Genomic DNA, 16141 nt, shown 5'->3' on the forward strand with positions numbered 1-16141 from the left:
TGAAAACGTGAAGGAAAGAACGATACAACCTGTTAATAACGGATTAAATGGTAACATTACAATTCCAGGAGATAAATCCATTTCACACCGCGCTGTCATGTTCGGTGCGATTGCAGAAGGAAAAACAACAATTAAAGGTTTCTTGCCCGGTGCAGATTGTTTAAGTACGATTTCTTGTTTTAAAGAAATGGGAGTAGACATCGTGCAAAACGGTGATGAAGTCACTGTAGTTGGCAAAGGATTAGAAGGTTTACAAGAACCGAAAGCTGTATTAGATGTTGGTAATTCTGGTACAACTATACGTTTAATGTCAGGGATTTTGGCAAATACACCATTTTTCTCTTGCGTACAAGGTGATGCATCTATCGCAAAAAGACCGATGAAACGTGTTACAAATCCATTAAAACAAATGGGTGCAAACATTGATGGGCGGGAAGAAGGAACGTTTACACCGCTAACAATACGGGGCGGAGATTTAAAAGCAATTGAATACACTTCGCCTGTAGCAAGCGCACAAGTAAAGTCAGCTATTTTACTTGCAGGACTTCGCGCAGAAGGTGTAACAGCTGTTACAGAACCACATATTTCCCGTGATCATACGGAAAGAATGCTTGAAGCATTTGGCGTTACAGTAACGCGCGAAGGAAAAACAGTGAAACTTGCAGGTGGACAAAAGCTAACAGCAACAGATGTTCAAGTGCCAGGTGACGTATCATCAGCTGCATTTTTCCTAGTAGCCGGTGCAATCATTCCAAATAGTAAACTAGTATTACAAAATGTAGGGATGAATCCAACTCGTACAGGTATTATTGATGTTTTAGAGAAAATGGGTGCTACGTTCACTGTAGAGCCAATTAACGAAGGATCATCAGAACCAGCTGCAAACATTACGATTGAAACATCTTCATTAAAAGGAATTGAAATTGGCGGGGATATTATCCCAAGATTAATTGATGAGATTCCTGTTATTGCATTAGCGGCAACGCAAGCAGAAGGAATTACAGTAATTAAAGATGCACACGAATTAAAAGTAAAAGAAACAAACCGTATTGATACAGTCGTTGCTGAGTTAACGAAACTAGGAGCTCGAATAGAAGCAACTGATGACGGTATGATCATTTACGGAAAATCAGCTCTAAAAGGCAATATAGTAAATAGTTATGGTGATCACCGTATCGGAATGATGCTTGCAATTGCTGGCTGCCTGGCAGAAGGAAAAACAATTATTGAAGATGCAGAAGCAGTAGGTGTATCATATCCTACATTCTTTGACGAACTTCAAAAGTTAGCTAAATAAAAAGGGTGGAAAGCAGATACGTGATGTATCTGCTTTTTTTGTTAAAACGTCCGTGTAATTTCACTTACCGAACTATAATAGTAAGAATTATGATACAATTTAAACAGGGAATGGAGGAGAATTATATGAATGTCATACAATTAAAAGAAGATAAGTTCAGAGAAGCATTACGTTTATCAGAATACGCTTTTCAATATAAAGTAGATGAGGAACGATTACAGCAGCAACTTACAAAAATGAAGGAAAGTCATGAAATATACGGCATTATGGAAGGGGAAGACTTAGCTGCAAAACTACACCTCATTCCGTTTCATATTTACATAGGTAAAGAAAAATTTAAAATGGGTGGCGTTGCAGGAGTAGCGACGTATCCAGAGTACAGAAGAAGTGGGTATGTAAAAGAGCTACTTCAACATTCACTTCAAACAATGAAAAAAGATGGCTATACAGTCTCTATGTTACATCCATTTGCTGTTTCATTTTATCGTAAATACGGCTGGGAACTTTGTGCGAATCTACTCAAATGTCATATGAGTAAGAGCGATTTAGTAATGAAAAAACAAGTAAATGGTACTGTGAAACGTTTTAATAAAGAAAATCATCCAGAAGAAGTAGAGAAGCTCTATGAAGCATTTGCAGAACGTTTTTCATGTATGTTAGTTCGAGAGAAGAACTGGTGGTTACAAGCGGTTTATGATGATTTAACATTAGCCATTTACTATGATGAAAATAAAAAGGCAGCAGGTTACATGTTATACAAAATAGAAAACTATAAAATGACAGTAGAAGAATTTGTACCACTGCATAATGAAGCACGAAATGGTCTGTGGAACTTTATTTGTCAGCATGATTCTATGATTAAAGAAATTGAAATGACAGTAAGTGAGAGCGAACCATTATTATATACATTGCAAGAGCCACGCGTGAAGACAGAAATAAAACCATATTTTATGGGAAGAATTGTAGATGTGGAGCAGTTTTTAAAACAATATGAGTTGAATTGGAACAATGTACAGCAAGAAGTGATCCTAAACATTACAGACGCATTTGCTCCATGGAATAACATAACAGTGAGACTTGCAAATCATGAAATAACAATTGTAGAAGAAACAACGGAAAAAGGAATTAAACTGGATATAACTGCGCTATCGGCAATAATGCTTGGATATAAACGTCCGTTAGAACTAAATGAACTGGAATTCATTAGTGGAAGTGACGAAGTAATACGGTCATTTGAGAATTTAGTACCAGTGCGTAAGCCGTTTATTTATGATTTCTTTTAATTTGCATGTATGAAGGCGGGCTATCCCAAGTGAAATTTTGGGATAGCCTCCTCTTATATTGTGAATTTCTTTCGGTAAGTCGATATATCATGAGAATCGCTGATATAATTAGAGTTGCGCCGATATATCATGAGAATCGCTGATATAATTTTAAGTTGCGCCAATATATCCAGAAAGTTGCTCATATAATTTCATTCACAAATAGGGGATAAGAAATGACAGCTATACTTTGTCACACACTTGACTTTTAGCGTATCTAATTTATAATTAAAAACGGAATGAATTTTCATTCCTGGAAATTGAGGTGGAAAAATGGCTAAAAACAAACAAGAGGATATTTTTGATGCTGCAATACAACTTTTTGCAGAACGAGGTTATGATGGTACAACAATTCCCATGATTGCTGAAAAAGCAAAAGTAGGTGCAGGTACGATTTACCGTTATTTTGAAAATAAAGAAGCGCTTGTTAATTCTTTATTTACGAAAAGTGTTTTACAACTATCGGAATTAATAAAAAATGATTTCCCGGTCGATGCAAATATTCGTGAACAGTTTAGCCATACATACAACCGTTTATTTGAATTTGCGAGACAAAATGCAGATGCTTTTCTTTTTACAAATTCTCACTGTGATAGTTATTTTCTAGATGAACATAGCAATGAAATATTCGAGGACTTCATGGGTTTCTTCATGAACTTGATTGAAGATGGAATCGAAAAAGGTTTGCTTCGTCCATTACCACCAATTGCTTTAATTATTATTGTATATCAACCAATTGAAAAATTAATTAAAGTAATGGAAACAGGGCAGTTAGAATATACAGATGAATTGGTAAAGGAATTGGAAGAAAGCTGTTGGAATGCTATTAGAATCATTTGATTCTATAGCGTTATAAGGATAGGAATGAACATTCATTCCTAAAAAGGTATGGAAAAGAATAACAGGAGATGATAAATCTTTATAACTAAAGGAATGAATATTCATTCCGATTTACCTAGTTTAATATAGTTAATTAATAATTTAATAGAATGATAGGAATGAACGTTCATTCCTGTAAATTTTTTCAAAAGATTAGGAATGAATATTCATTCCACGTGTAAATTTCAAAACGGGAGATGATTCAAATGAGCAAGTTAAAAAGTTGGAGAAGTTTAACTTTTCTATTATGGATAGTTATTACTATTACAATGGTCGTAACGATGCCTAATATGGATAAATTAGTGAAAGAAAAAGGGAAAATTACAATCCCTAATACAAAGCAAAGCAGTATTGCTGACAAGATGATGAAAGAGATGGATAAAGAAGGGGTTGAAAAGTATGAAATTATAGCCGTTTTTAATAGTGGCAATAAGGCAGTTTTAACAGATGAACAAAAAAAGGAAATAACAAAAACAATCAACGCCCTGCGAAATGAAAAAGAGCAATTAGGAATTAAGGAAGTTGTTTCACATTTAGACAATAAAGACTTGGAGAAACAATTAGTTTCTAAAGATAATACGACTATTTTAACGCAAATATCGATAGATAAAAAACATGGTGAAATATCAAAAGTTTCAAATAATCTTCATGAAAAAGTGCAAACGAAAGGGGTAAAAACGTATTTAACAGGAAGTGACTTAATAGCGGGTGATTTTCTTAAATCCTCTCAAGAGGGAGTGAAAAAGACAGAAGTTATTTCAATCATTTTCATTCTTGTAGTATTAATCCTTGTATTCCGTTCACCAGTTGTTCCAATTGTTTCTCTTCTTACAGTTGGTATATCGTATTTAGTTTCAATGGGGGTTATTGCCCAGCTTGTAGATCAATTTAATTTTCCATTCTCAAACTTTACACAAGTGTTCGTAGTCGTCGTCCTGTTTGGGGTAGGAACAGATTATAACATTTTATTATATACGAGGTTTAAAGAAGAATTAAGTAAACAAGAAAATGCATTTTTAGCTACGAAAGAAACATTCAAATCAGCAGGTAAAACTGTATTATATAGCGGAATAGCGGTGCTAATTGGTTTTGCATCACTTGCGTTAGCAAGTTTTAAATTATATCAATCTACTTCAGCGGTAGCAATTGGTGTTTTAGTATTATTACTCGTATTAACGACTTTAAATCCATTTTTCATGGTGCTTTTAGGAAAAGGAATGTTTTATCCAGTTAAAACATTTAAAGGTCATGAGGATAGTCGCTTATGGGGATTCTTTGCGAAAAACTCAGTAGCAAGACCATTTGTCGCTTTAATTATCGTAGTCGTAATATCGATTCCTTTCGTATTAAAATACTCTAATACACTTAATTACAATGATTTATTTGAAGTGGATAATAAGTATGAATCCAAGATGGGTATTAACGTAATAGAGGATCATTTTCCGCCTGGTTTCTCTTCACCGAGTACATTAGTCATTCAATCTGATAAAAAGCTGGATGAAGGAACTTCTCTACAAATTTTAGACGAATTAACTGATAAAATTTCGAAAGTTAAAGGTGTGTCAGAAGTATATGCACCAACACGTCCAACTGGTGAGAAGATAAAAGAATTATATTTAAATAAGCAAGCGGGAGAATTGAATACAGGATTAGGGGATGCCGATGGTGGCATAAAGGAAATTAATGATGGATTAACAGATGCGAAAAATAAAATGGGAAGTAATGATTCAAATAGTCTTGCGAATGTTCAAAAATTAATTGATGGAACGAACGAGGCGAAAAACGGGGTATCAGCATTGGGAACAGCTTTACATCAATTATCAAATGGCATAAACGACGGTGCACAAGGAGCACAGCAAATTGAGAGTGGTTTAGCTTCAGTAAACGAAAATATAAATGTTCTATCTAATGCAACGTCGCAGCTGCATGCTGGTTATGCACAGTTAGAAAAAGGTTTAAACTCTTACGATCAATACTTTGGAAGTATTTCTCAAGCGATTGATGGTGCGAAAAAGGGATATGAACAAATTGAAATGTTAATGACCAATTTCGTTCAAACGAAACCAGAATTAGCGAATGATCCAAACATACAACAAACGATAGGAATTGCTAAAGAGGCTCAAAAGAAATTAAGCGTACTTTCAAATGAATTAAATCAATTAGCAACACAGCACAAAACGGCGATGAGTTCATTTAAAGAAGCGAATCAATCGTTACTGAAAGTGGATAACGGCTTAAAAGAAATGAGCAATGGAGTTAATAAGTTACAAAAGGGAGCAGCCGATCTTAAAAATGGATTAAATGAAGGTTCTTCAGGTTCAAAACAAATTGCAAATAAATCAGTTGAGTTACAGTCTGGATTAACAAAAATAAACGATGGGCAAGGACAACTTTTAACGGGCCTTAAAGACCTGCAAGAAAAGATGGGCCAATTACAATCCGGTTTATCTAAAAGTACAGAAGGGCTTGGAAAAGTAAGTAATGGCCTGCATGACGCACAGAAATATTTAGGGGAGCTCAATGAATCGAAAAGCTCTGAGAAGTTTTATATTCCAAAAGAAGTGCTAGAGGGAGAAGATTTCCAAAAAGCATTGAACACGTACATGTCACAGGATAGAAAAATTGCTAAAATGACTATCATTTTAGATGTAAATCCGTATTCAAAAGAAGCGATGCCAATTATTCAAGAAATTAATAAAACAATCGATGGCACTGTAAAAGGAACGGAATTACATGATGCGAAAACAGCAATTGGCGGAACAACAGCTAGAAACGTGGATTTAAAAGAAGTAACAGGGCAAGATTTCTTACGTACAGCTACGATTATGTTGATTGGCATTGCGATTGTATTAATCGTAATTACACGCTCATTACTAAACACAATATTTATTATTGGCTCATTACTATTGGCGTACTTTGCATCACTTGGTATAAGCGAACAAATTAGTGCACATGTATTACATGTAGAGTCATTAAGCTGGAATGTTCCATTCTTTAGCTTCATTATGATTGTCGCTTTAGGAGTGGATTATAGTATTTTCGTAATGATGCGCTATAACGAGATAGAAGGGGATTCGGTAACGAAAATTGTAACTGCATCTCGTCATATAGGAGGAGTTGTATTATCAGCTGCGCTAATTTTAGGCGGGACATTTGCAGCATTAATTCCATCAGGTGTATTAACACTTATACAAGTTGCATCAGTAGTTGGCGTTGCACTTCTTCTATTAGCTTTAATTGTGATGCCGATATTATTACCAGCGTTAATAGGGTTAACGAGTAAAATGAAGAGTTACAAAGAGAAAATAATAAATACGAAATAAGAAGAGACTGTAGGGAATGATTTCTCTACAGTTTTTTCGGTATATAATATTTCAGAAGAAAATGAATCCGATATATTACAGAATGAGCAGTGAAAGGTTATATGAGAAAGAGGTCGATGATATACATACAATAGCTAAGGGAATGGACAAAAACTATCCGATTTCATTGTAGAAAGGTAATCAACCGTTGCTATTCATCCAGCTTCTACTATATAATAGCTATAGTCTACAATAATTGAGTCGTAATATGCGATTTTTTAAGACAATCGGTGAGAAAACGCTGAAATAAGCGGTATTAGTAGGAGGACACAAATGATTACAGTAAGTAACGTTAGTTTGCGTTTCGCGGATCGCAAATTATTTGAAGATGTTAACATAAAATTCACGCCAGGTAACTGCTATGGTTTAATCGGAGCAAACGGTGCTGGTAAATCAACATTTCTAAAGATTTTATCTGGAGAAATTGAACCGTCAACAGGTGACATACATATTACGCCAGGTGAGCGTCTAGCAGTATTAAAACAGAACCACTTCGAATATGAAGAGTTCCCAGTATTAGAAACAGTAATTATGGGTCACACGCAACTTTACAAAGTAATGCAAGAGAAAAATGCTATTTACATGAAAGAAGACTTTAGTGATGAAGATGGTATGCGTGCTGCTGAACTTGAAGGTGAGTTCGCTGAGCTTAACGGTTGGGAAGCTGAGTCAGAAGCTGCAATCCTTCTTAAAGGTTTAGGTATTGGTGAAGATCTTCATGATAAGAAATTGTCAGAATTAACTGGGGCAGAGAAAGTAAAAGTATTACTTGCTCAAGCTTTATTCGGTCAACCTGACATTCTATTATTAGATGAGCCTACCAACCACTTGGACTTAAAAGCGATTCAATGGTTAGAAAACTTCTTAATGAACTTTGAAAACACAGTTATCGTAGTATCCCATGACCGTCACTTCTTAAATAAAGTATGTACGCACATGGCTGACCTTGATTTCGGTAAAATTCAGCTTTATGTTGGTAACTATGACTTCTGGTATGAGTCAAGCCAATTAGCTTTAAAATTAACACAAGATGCTAATAAGAAAAAAGAAGAGAAAGTAAAAGAGTTACAAAACTTCATTGCACGCTTTAGTTCAAACGCTTCTAAAGCGAAACAAGCAACTTCTCGTAAAAAATTATTAGACAAAATTACATTAGATGATATTAGACCGTCATCACGCCGTTACCCATTCGTTGGCTTCACACCTGAGCGTGAAGTAGGAAATGACTTATTAACTGTTGAAGGTCTTTCTAAAACAATTGATGGTGAAAAAGTGTTAGATAATGTGTACTTCACTTTAAATAAAGGTGATAAAGTTGCATTTATCGGCCGTAACGATATTGCAATGACAACATTATTTAAAATCCTTATGGGTGAAATGGAGCCGGATAGTGGTTCATTCAAATGGGGTGTAACAACCTCTCAATCTTACTTCCCAAGAGATAACTCTAAGTACTTTGAGAACAGTGATTACAACTTAGTTGAATGGTTACGTCAATTCTCTCCACAAGATGAGTCTGAAAGCTTCTTACGTGGTTTCTTAGGCCGTATGTTATTCTCAGGTGAAGAAGTTAAGAAGAACGTTTCTGTATTATCTGGAGGCGAAAAAGTTCGTTGTATGTTATCTAAAATGATGTTAAGTGGTGCGAACGTAATCACACTTGACGATCCAACGAACCATTTAGACCTTGAGTCAATCACAGCGTTAAACAACGGTTTAATCGCATTCAAAGGTACAATCTTATTCACATCTCATGACCATCAGTTCGTACAAACAATTGCAAACCGCATTATCGAAGTAACACCAAACGGTGTAATCGATAAAGAGGCTACTTATGATGAGTTCTTAGAAAATGAGGAACTTCAAAAACAAGTAGATGCAATGTACAAAGGTCAATAATATATAATGAAAAAACTCGCTCTAAAAAGAGCGAGTTTTTTTGTCGAGAAAACGTAACATCGCTGGGAGATCAAATGAATAATTATTCAAATATAATATCAATGAACATGAGAATTTTTTATGTATGGAAGGGATGTAATGAGTTTAAGATTTAAAGAGTTAGTTGAAGAAAGGAAATGTAAGTGGAGTAATATAATCAAATCGCATTATTTTGTCATGTGAAATATGTACCAAATTTGGAGATAGAATAGTTTGCGAATGAGTTTATAAAGGTATATAGTATGGGGTGTCATAATTAGTGGATGAATCTTGGGAGAAAACAGGAAATGTTACAAATTTATTTTGTTAAATAGAAACCAAGGTCAAAATGTCTAGAAAGAAATAGTTGAATAAATACTAGCTTCAAATTATAATTACTAATATTCTTCATATAGTTAAATAAAGATAATCTATTTGAAGAAGAAAATTTGAATAGAGAGACAGACTTATAAAAAATAAGCCTTGGATGATTAAAAGAGGTGGAGAAATGAAACAGTTCTTATTAAAGAGCAAAAATGTGTTAAGCAATCATTTTGGATTCTTTCTGTTTGCCGTTATTTTATTTTGGCTCAAAACATATGCAGCTTATGTAACGGAATTTAATTTAGGAATTTCAAACACAATTCAAAAATTCTTGCTGTTTTTTAACCCGCTTAGTTCAGCAGTTCTATTTTTAGGACTTGCATTATTTGCAAAAGGGAAACGATCTTATATTTGGTTAATTGTTATCAACTTGTTATTGTCGATTCTTTTATACGCAAACATAGTATATTATCGCTTTTTCAGTGACTTTATTACGTTCCCGACATTAACACAAACGAATAACTTTGGAGATTTAGGTGGTAGTATTGTTGCGTTGCTACATCTTTATGATCCGCTATACTTCTTAGATACAATTATTTTAATTGGATTAGTAGCAACGAAATTTGCAAATCCGAAACCAATTCGTGTTGCGAAGCATAAATTATCATTAGTATTTGTAGCAGGTATTTTATTATTCAGTGTTAACTTAGGTCTTGCAGAGTCTGACCGTCCTGAATTATTAACTAGAACGTTTGACCGTAATTATATTGTGAAATATTTAGGTGCATACAACTACACAATTTATGATGGAATTCAAAGTGCGAAAGCATCGACAGAACGAGCATTAGCTGATGGCGATAATATGACAGAAGTACGAAATTATTTAACATCAACTTATGCAAGTCCAAATCCTGAGTATTTCGGTAAAGGAAAGGGAATGAACGTAATTTACATTCATTTAGAGTCATTCCAAAACTTCTTAATTGATTACAAATTAAATGGTCAAGAAGTTACACCGTTCTTAAACTCATTTACAAAAGATGCGAATACACTATACTTTGATAACTTCTTCCATCAAACAGGACAAGGGAAAACATCTGATGCGGAGTTTATGTTAGAGAATTCAATGTTTGGTTTACCGCAAGGTTCTGTCTTTACAACGAAATCTCATAATACGTATCAATCAGCACCAGCTATTTTAGGACAACAAGGATACACATCAGCAGTATTCCACGGTAACTACAAAACATTCTGGAACCGTGACGATATTTATAAATCATTTGGTTTTAATAAATTCTTTGATGCGTCATACTATGATATGAATGAAAAAGACGTAGTAAACTACGGATTAAAAGATAAACCATTCTTTAATGAATCTATTCCGTTATTACAAACGTTGAAACAACCGTTCTATACAAAATTTATTACGTTATCAAACCATTTCCCTTATCCAATCGATAAGGCAGAAGCAACGATTGAACCAGCAACAACAGGTGATTCATCAGTAGATACGTACTTCCAAACAGCACGCTATTTAGACGAATCTGTAAAAGGCTTCATCGATTACTTGAAACAATCTGGTTTATATGATAACTCAATTATCGTTATGTACGGAGACCATTACGGTATTTCAGATAACCATAACGCAGCAATGTCAAAAGTAATGGGTAAAGAAATGAACTCATTTGAAAATGCACAGTTACAACGTGTACCTTTAATCGTTCGTGTACCAGGAGTGAAAGGTGGCGTACAACATCAATACGGTGGTGAAATTGACGTTCTTCCAACACTATTACACTTACTAGGTACAGATACAAAGAATTATGTTCAATTTGGTTCTGATTTATTATCACCAGATCATAAACAAGTCGTTGCGTTCCGTAACGGTAATTACGTAAGCCCAACAGTTACGGCACTAAACGGCAAATATTATGATACAACTACTGGAAAACCAGTAGAATTTACAGATGAAATAAAGAAAAATGAACAAATGGTTCAAAACTCACTAAAATACTCTGACCAAGTCGTAAATGGTGACTTATTACGATTCTACACACCGGAAGGATTTACTCCAGTAGACCGTTCGAAGTATAACTATAACAACCGTGATAAAAACAAAACGAAAGTAAAAACGACTCCGGAAGGGGAAGCTAAATAAATAATAAAAGGCGCTATTCATATGAATAGTGCCTTTTATTTGTAAATATACCATCATTATTAGACAGAACCAGCTTTTGCTTTTTGTTTTGCCTTTCCGAAGAAAACTACACCGACGATGATAATAATGATAAATGCCCATTTAACGAAAGGGTTACTTTCGAAAAATCCAGCGAACCATTTCTCATCTACAATCATTTTCGCGGCAGTATAAGCTAAAACGGCTGCTCCAATCGTAATGATGACAGGAAAACGATCTACCCATTTTAAAATCAATGTACTGCCCCATACAACTACAGGAATAGAAACTAATAGCCCAATGATTACTAAAGAAAAGTTACCATGGGCAGCTCCTGCAACAGCGAGTACATTATCAATGCCCATTAACGCATCAGCAATAATAATAGTTTTAATGGCAGACCAAAATCCTTCTTCTGCTTTAATATCATGATCTTTGCCTTCAGCGATTAATTTGTAAGCAATCCATATAAGGAGTACACCACCAATTAAAAGTAAACCAGGTATTTTTAATAACCAAACGACAACTAAGGTAGCGAGGGCTCTAATAGCGATTGCCCCGACTGTACCCCATATAATAACTTTCTTTTGTTGATCTTTCGGTAATCTTCTTGCTGCTAATCCAATTACGATGGCGTTATCTCCGGCTAACACTAAATCGATTACAATGATGGCCAGTAGGGCAGACAAATATTCAGGTGAAAGAAAATCCATATACATATCACTCCTTAAGAGTAATATGTGCTAAAGTGTTGATAATATAAAAAAAGGATTGAAATTGTATATTCAATCCTTTTTTTGTCTGTATTCTGATATGTATGTTTTTATTTTGAATAAGTCGCTTTTGTAGTTTTTTACTTATCGCGTTTCTTTCTTAAATTGATTCCAAGCTTCTTCAGTTTGTACTATAAATACGATCATATAATATCGACTTATTTAAACTAGGTTAAAGATAGCATGTGATATTTCAAAGTTAAATTTATTTGATAAAAGGGAAGGGACGTATAATATTGATATGGTGCAAGCGTGTATAGGTTTTCTCTATAAGGAAATTCTAAAAACGATAAAAAAGACTTGATAACCTACTAGAGGAAATCAAGTCTTTTCATTACATACGATTATCATGCCAGAAGTTTAATGGGAAGTGTTCGTTCTCATTATATGCTTCTAATTCATATCCTTTTTCTTTCAGTCCTTTAATAATTCCAGGAACTGCTTTTACTGATTGTGGATGAATATCATGCATAAGGATAACTTCTGTTGGATTTGTAGCACCGTGTAACACGTTTTCTACAATTTTAGCAGATGCAGCATCAACTTGCATTTTGTTATATTTCCAGTCTAAAGAATCAATTGTCCAATCCCAAACTTTTAAGCCATTTTCTACAACTTTGTTGCGAAGAGCTTCGTTTAATCCTGGCATAGAGCCGTAAGATGGACGAGTTAATACTGGTGATTTACCTAAAACACCAGCGATTAAGCCTTGGTCTTCCTTCATTTCATCTACGTAATGACCTTCAGTGTAGAGTTTCTTGTAGTTATGAGTCATACTGTGCATCCCAACGTAGTGGCCTTCAGCATCTTCGCGTTTTACAAGATCAGGGAAAGCTTTTACGTTTGAACCAATTAGGAAGAATGTTGCTTTTGCATTTTCTTTCTTTAACATATCTAAAAGCTCAGCTGTGTATTTTCCAGGACCGTCATCAAATGTTAAATAAGCGACTTTTCTAACTTGCCCGTTATAATGTTTTGGCGCTTCTTTCGGAGCAAGAGATGTTTGAATCTCACTTACAAGTTGAACAGATTTTGCTTCATCCTCTGTACTAGCTAGAGCGGTATGTACTGATCCAAAAGCCGCTTCGTATGTGAATAATACCCCCGCACACACTAACATAGCCCTTTTTACTAAAGTTGTCATTCGAATTCCATTGTGCATAATTTTCCTTCTCTCTATAAAAGTTCTACTCTACTATATTAGCAATTATAGGTAGGGAAATGCAAAGAAACTTTTTTACAAGTGTAAAAAAGTTTAGCCAAATGTATGCAAGATTTTAAAGGAATGTCATTTTTAAAGAAATGTCACAAATAATTGGATAAATTGAATTATTAATTGGAAACAATATAAGGGATATTAATTTTAGGAGGTGTTTTAATTGAATTATAAAAAAATGTTTTCAATATTTATGACAAGCATATTTACAGTAGGATTATTAATTGGTTGTAATCCAGCTCCAAAAGACGAAAAGGAGCCAGATCCAACGGAGGAACCTTCTGAACAAAGACAGGAGGAAAAAAATGACAAACAAGATCCTGCTAAAGAAAAAAATAATGAATTAAACAAAAAGGATGAACAAGAACCAGATCCAACAGAAGAACCTTCTGAGGAACAAAAGAAGAAAAAAGAAAACGAGTAGTTGTAGTTTAATGAAATATGTAGCGTGATTTTGTAAAAAAGAATACTTTCTAACACATACAACCACTTTTCTTGTTTTATAAAAAGTGGTTGTATAAAATTGTATATGAATTTAAATATTTCGTGGATATAAATTTTGCTTTAATGCTACTTATTAATTCATATAGTTTGTAATGTTTATTTCCCCTAAAATGAAGCTTGAAATCAATATTAATCTTTCTTTACAAACTCTTCAATTATCATATTAAATTCACCTGTTAGTTTTATCAACAAACTTTATATTGTTACTGCCTTCCGTATCAAATACTTCATACAGCATAATTATCTCTCTCCTTAATTTAAACCTAATACCCTCCTGATGTGTAATAGTAGGTATGGTTGTGTTAAAGTTGTGACAAAAAATTAATTGATTCGTTTATTTTATGAAGATTTGTGCTTTCTTTTAACGATTAAAGTGTTAAATATATTAGAAAGTTTTAATAAAATTAAAAACTATTACCTTGGAAGTAGGAAATAAAAAATTTATAGGAATGAGACTAAAGTCTTAAAACCGAAAGAAGGCTAATCATACTTTCGTATCACTTCATTTTCGTTCTAATTATTGATTCGAATATTTGTATTTAGCCGACTATATAATGCATTTCATGGTGTGGTGGAAGATGCGAATGAAGCTGTACAAAGATTTGCTGATCGGTATATAAAGGCTCTGCAAGGAGAATTATTTCATACGTAATAGCTTATATTTCATCTCTACATTTATATAACTAGTTTTATATGAATTTTATACGAAAGACCTATTGTTTATTAACTAATAGGTCTTTCAACTTAGGAAGCTCACACTAATGAGGGATGTTAAAGGAAATATATGTAACCTATACTAATTACTATAAAGCTTTGGAAAATGAAAAGGAGGAGATTTGCATGAAGAATTGGGTTCAATTTAGAATTGCAAGACCAACAGATAAATTTGAAGAAGTGATAAGTTTTTATGAAACAGGATTAGGACTAAAACGTATAGGAGAATTTCACAATCACGAAGGATATGACGGGGTTATGTTTGGATTACCAGATGAAGAGTATCATTTGGAGTTTACTACACATGTTAATGGAAGTCCATGTCCAGCACCGACAAAAGATAATTTACTAGTTTTTTATATGCCTAATAAAGATGAAATTGAAAAGATAGTAAATCGATTAAGTAATATGGGCTATCATGAGGTGGAACCAGAAAACCCGTATTGGATAGAGAAAGGAACCACAATAGAGGATCCAGATGGTTGGAGAATTGTGCTTATGAATGCATCTGAATAAAGAAACTATTATCATATGAAAAAGAGTGTAACAAAATGATTTATACAAAAATCCCTACAGCGTTTGTAGGGATTTCTATATAAGAAAATCTTATTGAGAGAGTTATTAAAATGTAGAAAGATTTTGGCTAAGAACAAATGTAATACACATAATTTATGAAGGAGGTATAAAAGTATGATAGTAAACCATTTTAAAGAGTTTTCTAAACATGTTGGAAATACACCTCTCATTAAAAATTCTTTCGTAGTTTATATCTTATTCTACGGAAAATTGTTACCATCAAAAAACTGTACATGTTAAATATACAGTTTTTTGATAGTGTAGTTGTGCAATGTTTAGAAATTTCACATACCGTATTTTAAAAATAAATATAGGTAAACCAAAAAGTAATGTAGAATATATCGTACATACATATATAGAGTCAACATAAAAGATAAAGAGGTGGGTATATGTTACTTGAGGAAGTAATGCAGCAACTAGAAGGATATGGAACAGAACAAAATCGAAAAACGTATAAAAACCACGGAGCGAAAGAGCCGTTATTTGGAGTTAGTTTTGCAAATTTAAAATTGTTAAAAAAGATGATAAAAAAAAGATCACGATTTAGCAGTTGAATTGTGGGAAACGAAAAATATGGACGCGATGACATTAGCAACTTATATTTTAGACCCGAAGAAAATAACGATAGAGCAGCTTAATAGTTGGGTTCAGGATGTTGATTATTACTGTTTAATGGATGTTCTTATGACATCTATATGTACTTCGCCAATTGCAATAGAAAGAATGGAAGAGTGGACAAAGTCTAATGATGAATGGATTGGAAGAGCTGGCTGGTCTTTATTAGCAAATATAGCGATTAAAAATAAAACGTTACATGATGATTTCTTTTCTCCGTACTTAGAAGAGATTAAAGAAAATATACATAATGAAAAAAATAGAAAAAAAGAAGCGATGAATAGTGCTTTAATCGCAATAGGAATTCGTAATGAAGACTTAGAGCGACAAGCGATTGGAATTGCAAGTGAAATTGGAAAAGTAGAGGTTGATCACGGTGCAACATCATGTAAAACACCAGATGCAGAAAGCTATATAAAAAAAGCGAGAGAAAGAGCTAAAAAAAAGAAAGTGGAATAAGAAAAGA

General features: G+C 33.7%; 10 protein-coding genes and 2 pseudogenes. 10 read left to right on the forward strand and 2 right to left on the reverse strand.

Annotation, left to right across the window (positions count from 1 at the left end):
• The first annotated feature begins 7 nt into the window (after positions 1 to 7).
• From aroA to ltaS, 6 genes are all read left to right on the forward strand, one after another.
• Positions 8 to 1297 carry a 3-phosphoshikimate 1-carboxyvinyltransferase gene (gene aroA, locus AC0OM3_RS10730; protein WP_000664613.1) on the forward strand — a complete coding sequence of 430 codons (1290 nt, stop codon included), beginning with the start codon at positions 8 to 10 and terminating at the stop codon, positions 1295 to 1297.
• Positions 1298 to 1422: 125 nt separating this feature from the next.
• A complete protein-coding gene (locus tag AC0OM3_RS10735; protein ID WP_001100922.1) occupies positions 1423 to 2580 on the forward strand; it encodes a GNAT family N-acetyltransferase in 1158 nt (385 codons plus the stop codon).
• Positions 2581 to 2892: 312 nt separating this feature from the next.
• A complete protein-coding gene (locus AC0OM3_RS10740) occupies positions 2893 to 3459 on the forward strand; it encodes a TetR/AcrR family transcriptional regulator (RefSeq protein WP_001107290.1) in 567 nt (188 codons plus the stop codon).
• Between the two features lie 245 nt (positions 3460 to 3704).
• Entirely contained in the window at positions 3705 to 6821 is a 3117-nt protein-coding gene (locus AC0OM3_RS10745) for an MMPL family transporter (protein ID WP_061884296.1), read from the forward strand.
• Between the two features lie 312 nt (positions 6822 to 7133).
• On the forward strand, positions 7134 to 8759 hold the full coding sequence (locus AC0OM3_RS10750; protein WP_000633864.1) for an ABC-F family ATP-binding cassette domain-containing protein: 1626 nt from the start codon (positions 7134 to 7136) through the stop codon (positions 8757 to 8759).
• Between the two features lie 526 nt (positions 8760 to 9285).
• Complete coding sequence (gene ltaS / locus AC0OM3_RS10755; RefSeq protein ID WP_474211740.1) at positions 9286 to 11259, forward strand: lipoteichoic acid synthase; 1974 nt, start codon at positions 9286 to 9288, stop codon at positions 11257 to 11259.
• 59 nt (positions 11260 to 11318) lie between these two features.
• On the opposite strand, the gene AC0OM3_RS10760 is transcribed toward ltaS, so the two are convergent.
• Together AC0OM3_RS10760 and AC0OM3_RS10765 are read right to left on the reverse strand one after the other, a co-directional pair.
• Entirely contained in the window at positions 11319 to 11990 is a 672-nt protein-coding gene (locus tag AC0OM3_RS10760) for a TerC family protein (RefSeq protein WP_000346948.1), read from the reverse strand.
• Positions 11991 to 12384: 394 nt separating this feature from the next.
• On the reverse strand, positions 12385 to 13212 hold the full coding sequence (locus AC0OM3_RS10765; protein ID WP_000551445.1) for a peptidoglycan-N-acetylglucosamine deacetylase: 828 nt from the start codon (positions 13210 to 13212) through the stop codon (positions 12385 to 12387).
• 217 nt (positions 13213 to 13429) lie between these two features.
• On the opposite strand from AC0OM3_RS10765, the gene AC0OM3_RS10770 reads away from it, so the two are divergent.
• The 4 genes and pseudogenes from AC0OM3_RS10770 (at position 13430) to AC0OM3_RS10785 (ending at position 16134) form a co-directional block, all read left to right on the forward strand.
• Positions 13430 to 13690 carry a hypothetical protein gene (locus AC0OM3_RS10770; protein WP_001106981.1) on the forward strand — a complete coding sequence of 87 codons (261 nt, stop codon included), beginning with the start codon at positions 13430 to 13432 and terminating at the stop codon, positions 13688 to 13690.
• 618 nt (positions 13691 to 14308) lie between these two features.
• Positions 14309 to 14422: pseudogene (locus AC0OM3_RS10775) on the forward strand (hypothetical protein); the annotation flags it as partial.
• Between the two features lie 188 nt (positions 14423 to 14610).
• Positions 14611 to 15000, forward strand: a complete 390-nt coding sequence (locus tag AC0OM3_RS10780) for a VOC family protein (protein ID WP_000800670.1) — start codon at positions 14611 to 14613, stop codon at positions 14998 to 15000.
• 449 nt (positions 15001 to 15449) lie between these two features.
• Positions 15450 to 16134 (forward strand): annotated as a pseudogene (locus AC0OM3_RS10785) (DNA alkylation repair protein).
• Positions 16135 to 16141 lie beyond the last annotated feature (7 nt).

The organism is Bacillus sp. FAU20 (assembly GCF_056033865.1).

Excerpts from the sequence above, each read along its gene's own strand:
- ltaS (WP_474211740.1), top strand. The coding sequence starts at position 9,286 with ATGAAACAGTTCTTATTAAAGAGCAAAAATGTGTTAAGCAATCATTTT.
- AC0OM3_RS10780 (WP_000800670.1), top strand. The coding sequence starts at position 14,611 with ATGAAGAATTGGGTTCAATTTAGAATTGCAAGACCAACAGATAAATTT.
- AC0OM3_RS10735 (WP_001100922.1), top strand. The coding sequence starts at position 1,423 with ATGAATGTCATACAATTAAAAGAAGATAAGTTCAGAGAAGCATTACGT.
- AC0OM3_RS10760 (WP_000346948.1), bottom strand. The coding sequence starts at position 11,990 with ATGGATTTTCTTTCACCTGAATATTTGTCTGCCCTACTGGCCATCATT.
- AC0OM3_RS10765 (WP_000551445.1), bottom strand. The coding sequence starts at position 13,212 with ATGCACAATGGAATTCGAATGACAACTTTAGTAAAAAGGGCTATGTTA.
- AC0OM3_RS10740 (WP_001107290.1), top strand. The coding sequence starts at position 2,893 with ATGGCTAAAAACAAACAAGAGGATATTTTTGATGCTGCAATACAACTT.
- AC0OM3_RS10750 (WP_000633864.1), top strand. The coding sequence starts at position 7,134 with ATGATTACAGTAAGTAACGTTAGTTTGCGTTTCGCGGATCGCAAATTA.
- AC0OM3_RS10745 (WP_061884296.1), top strand. The coding sequence starts at position 3,705 with ATGAGCAAGTTAAAAAGTTGGAGAAGTTTAACTTTTCTATTATGGATA.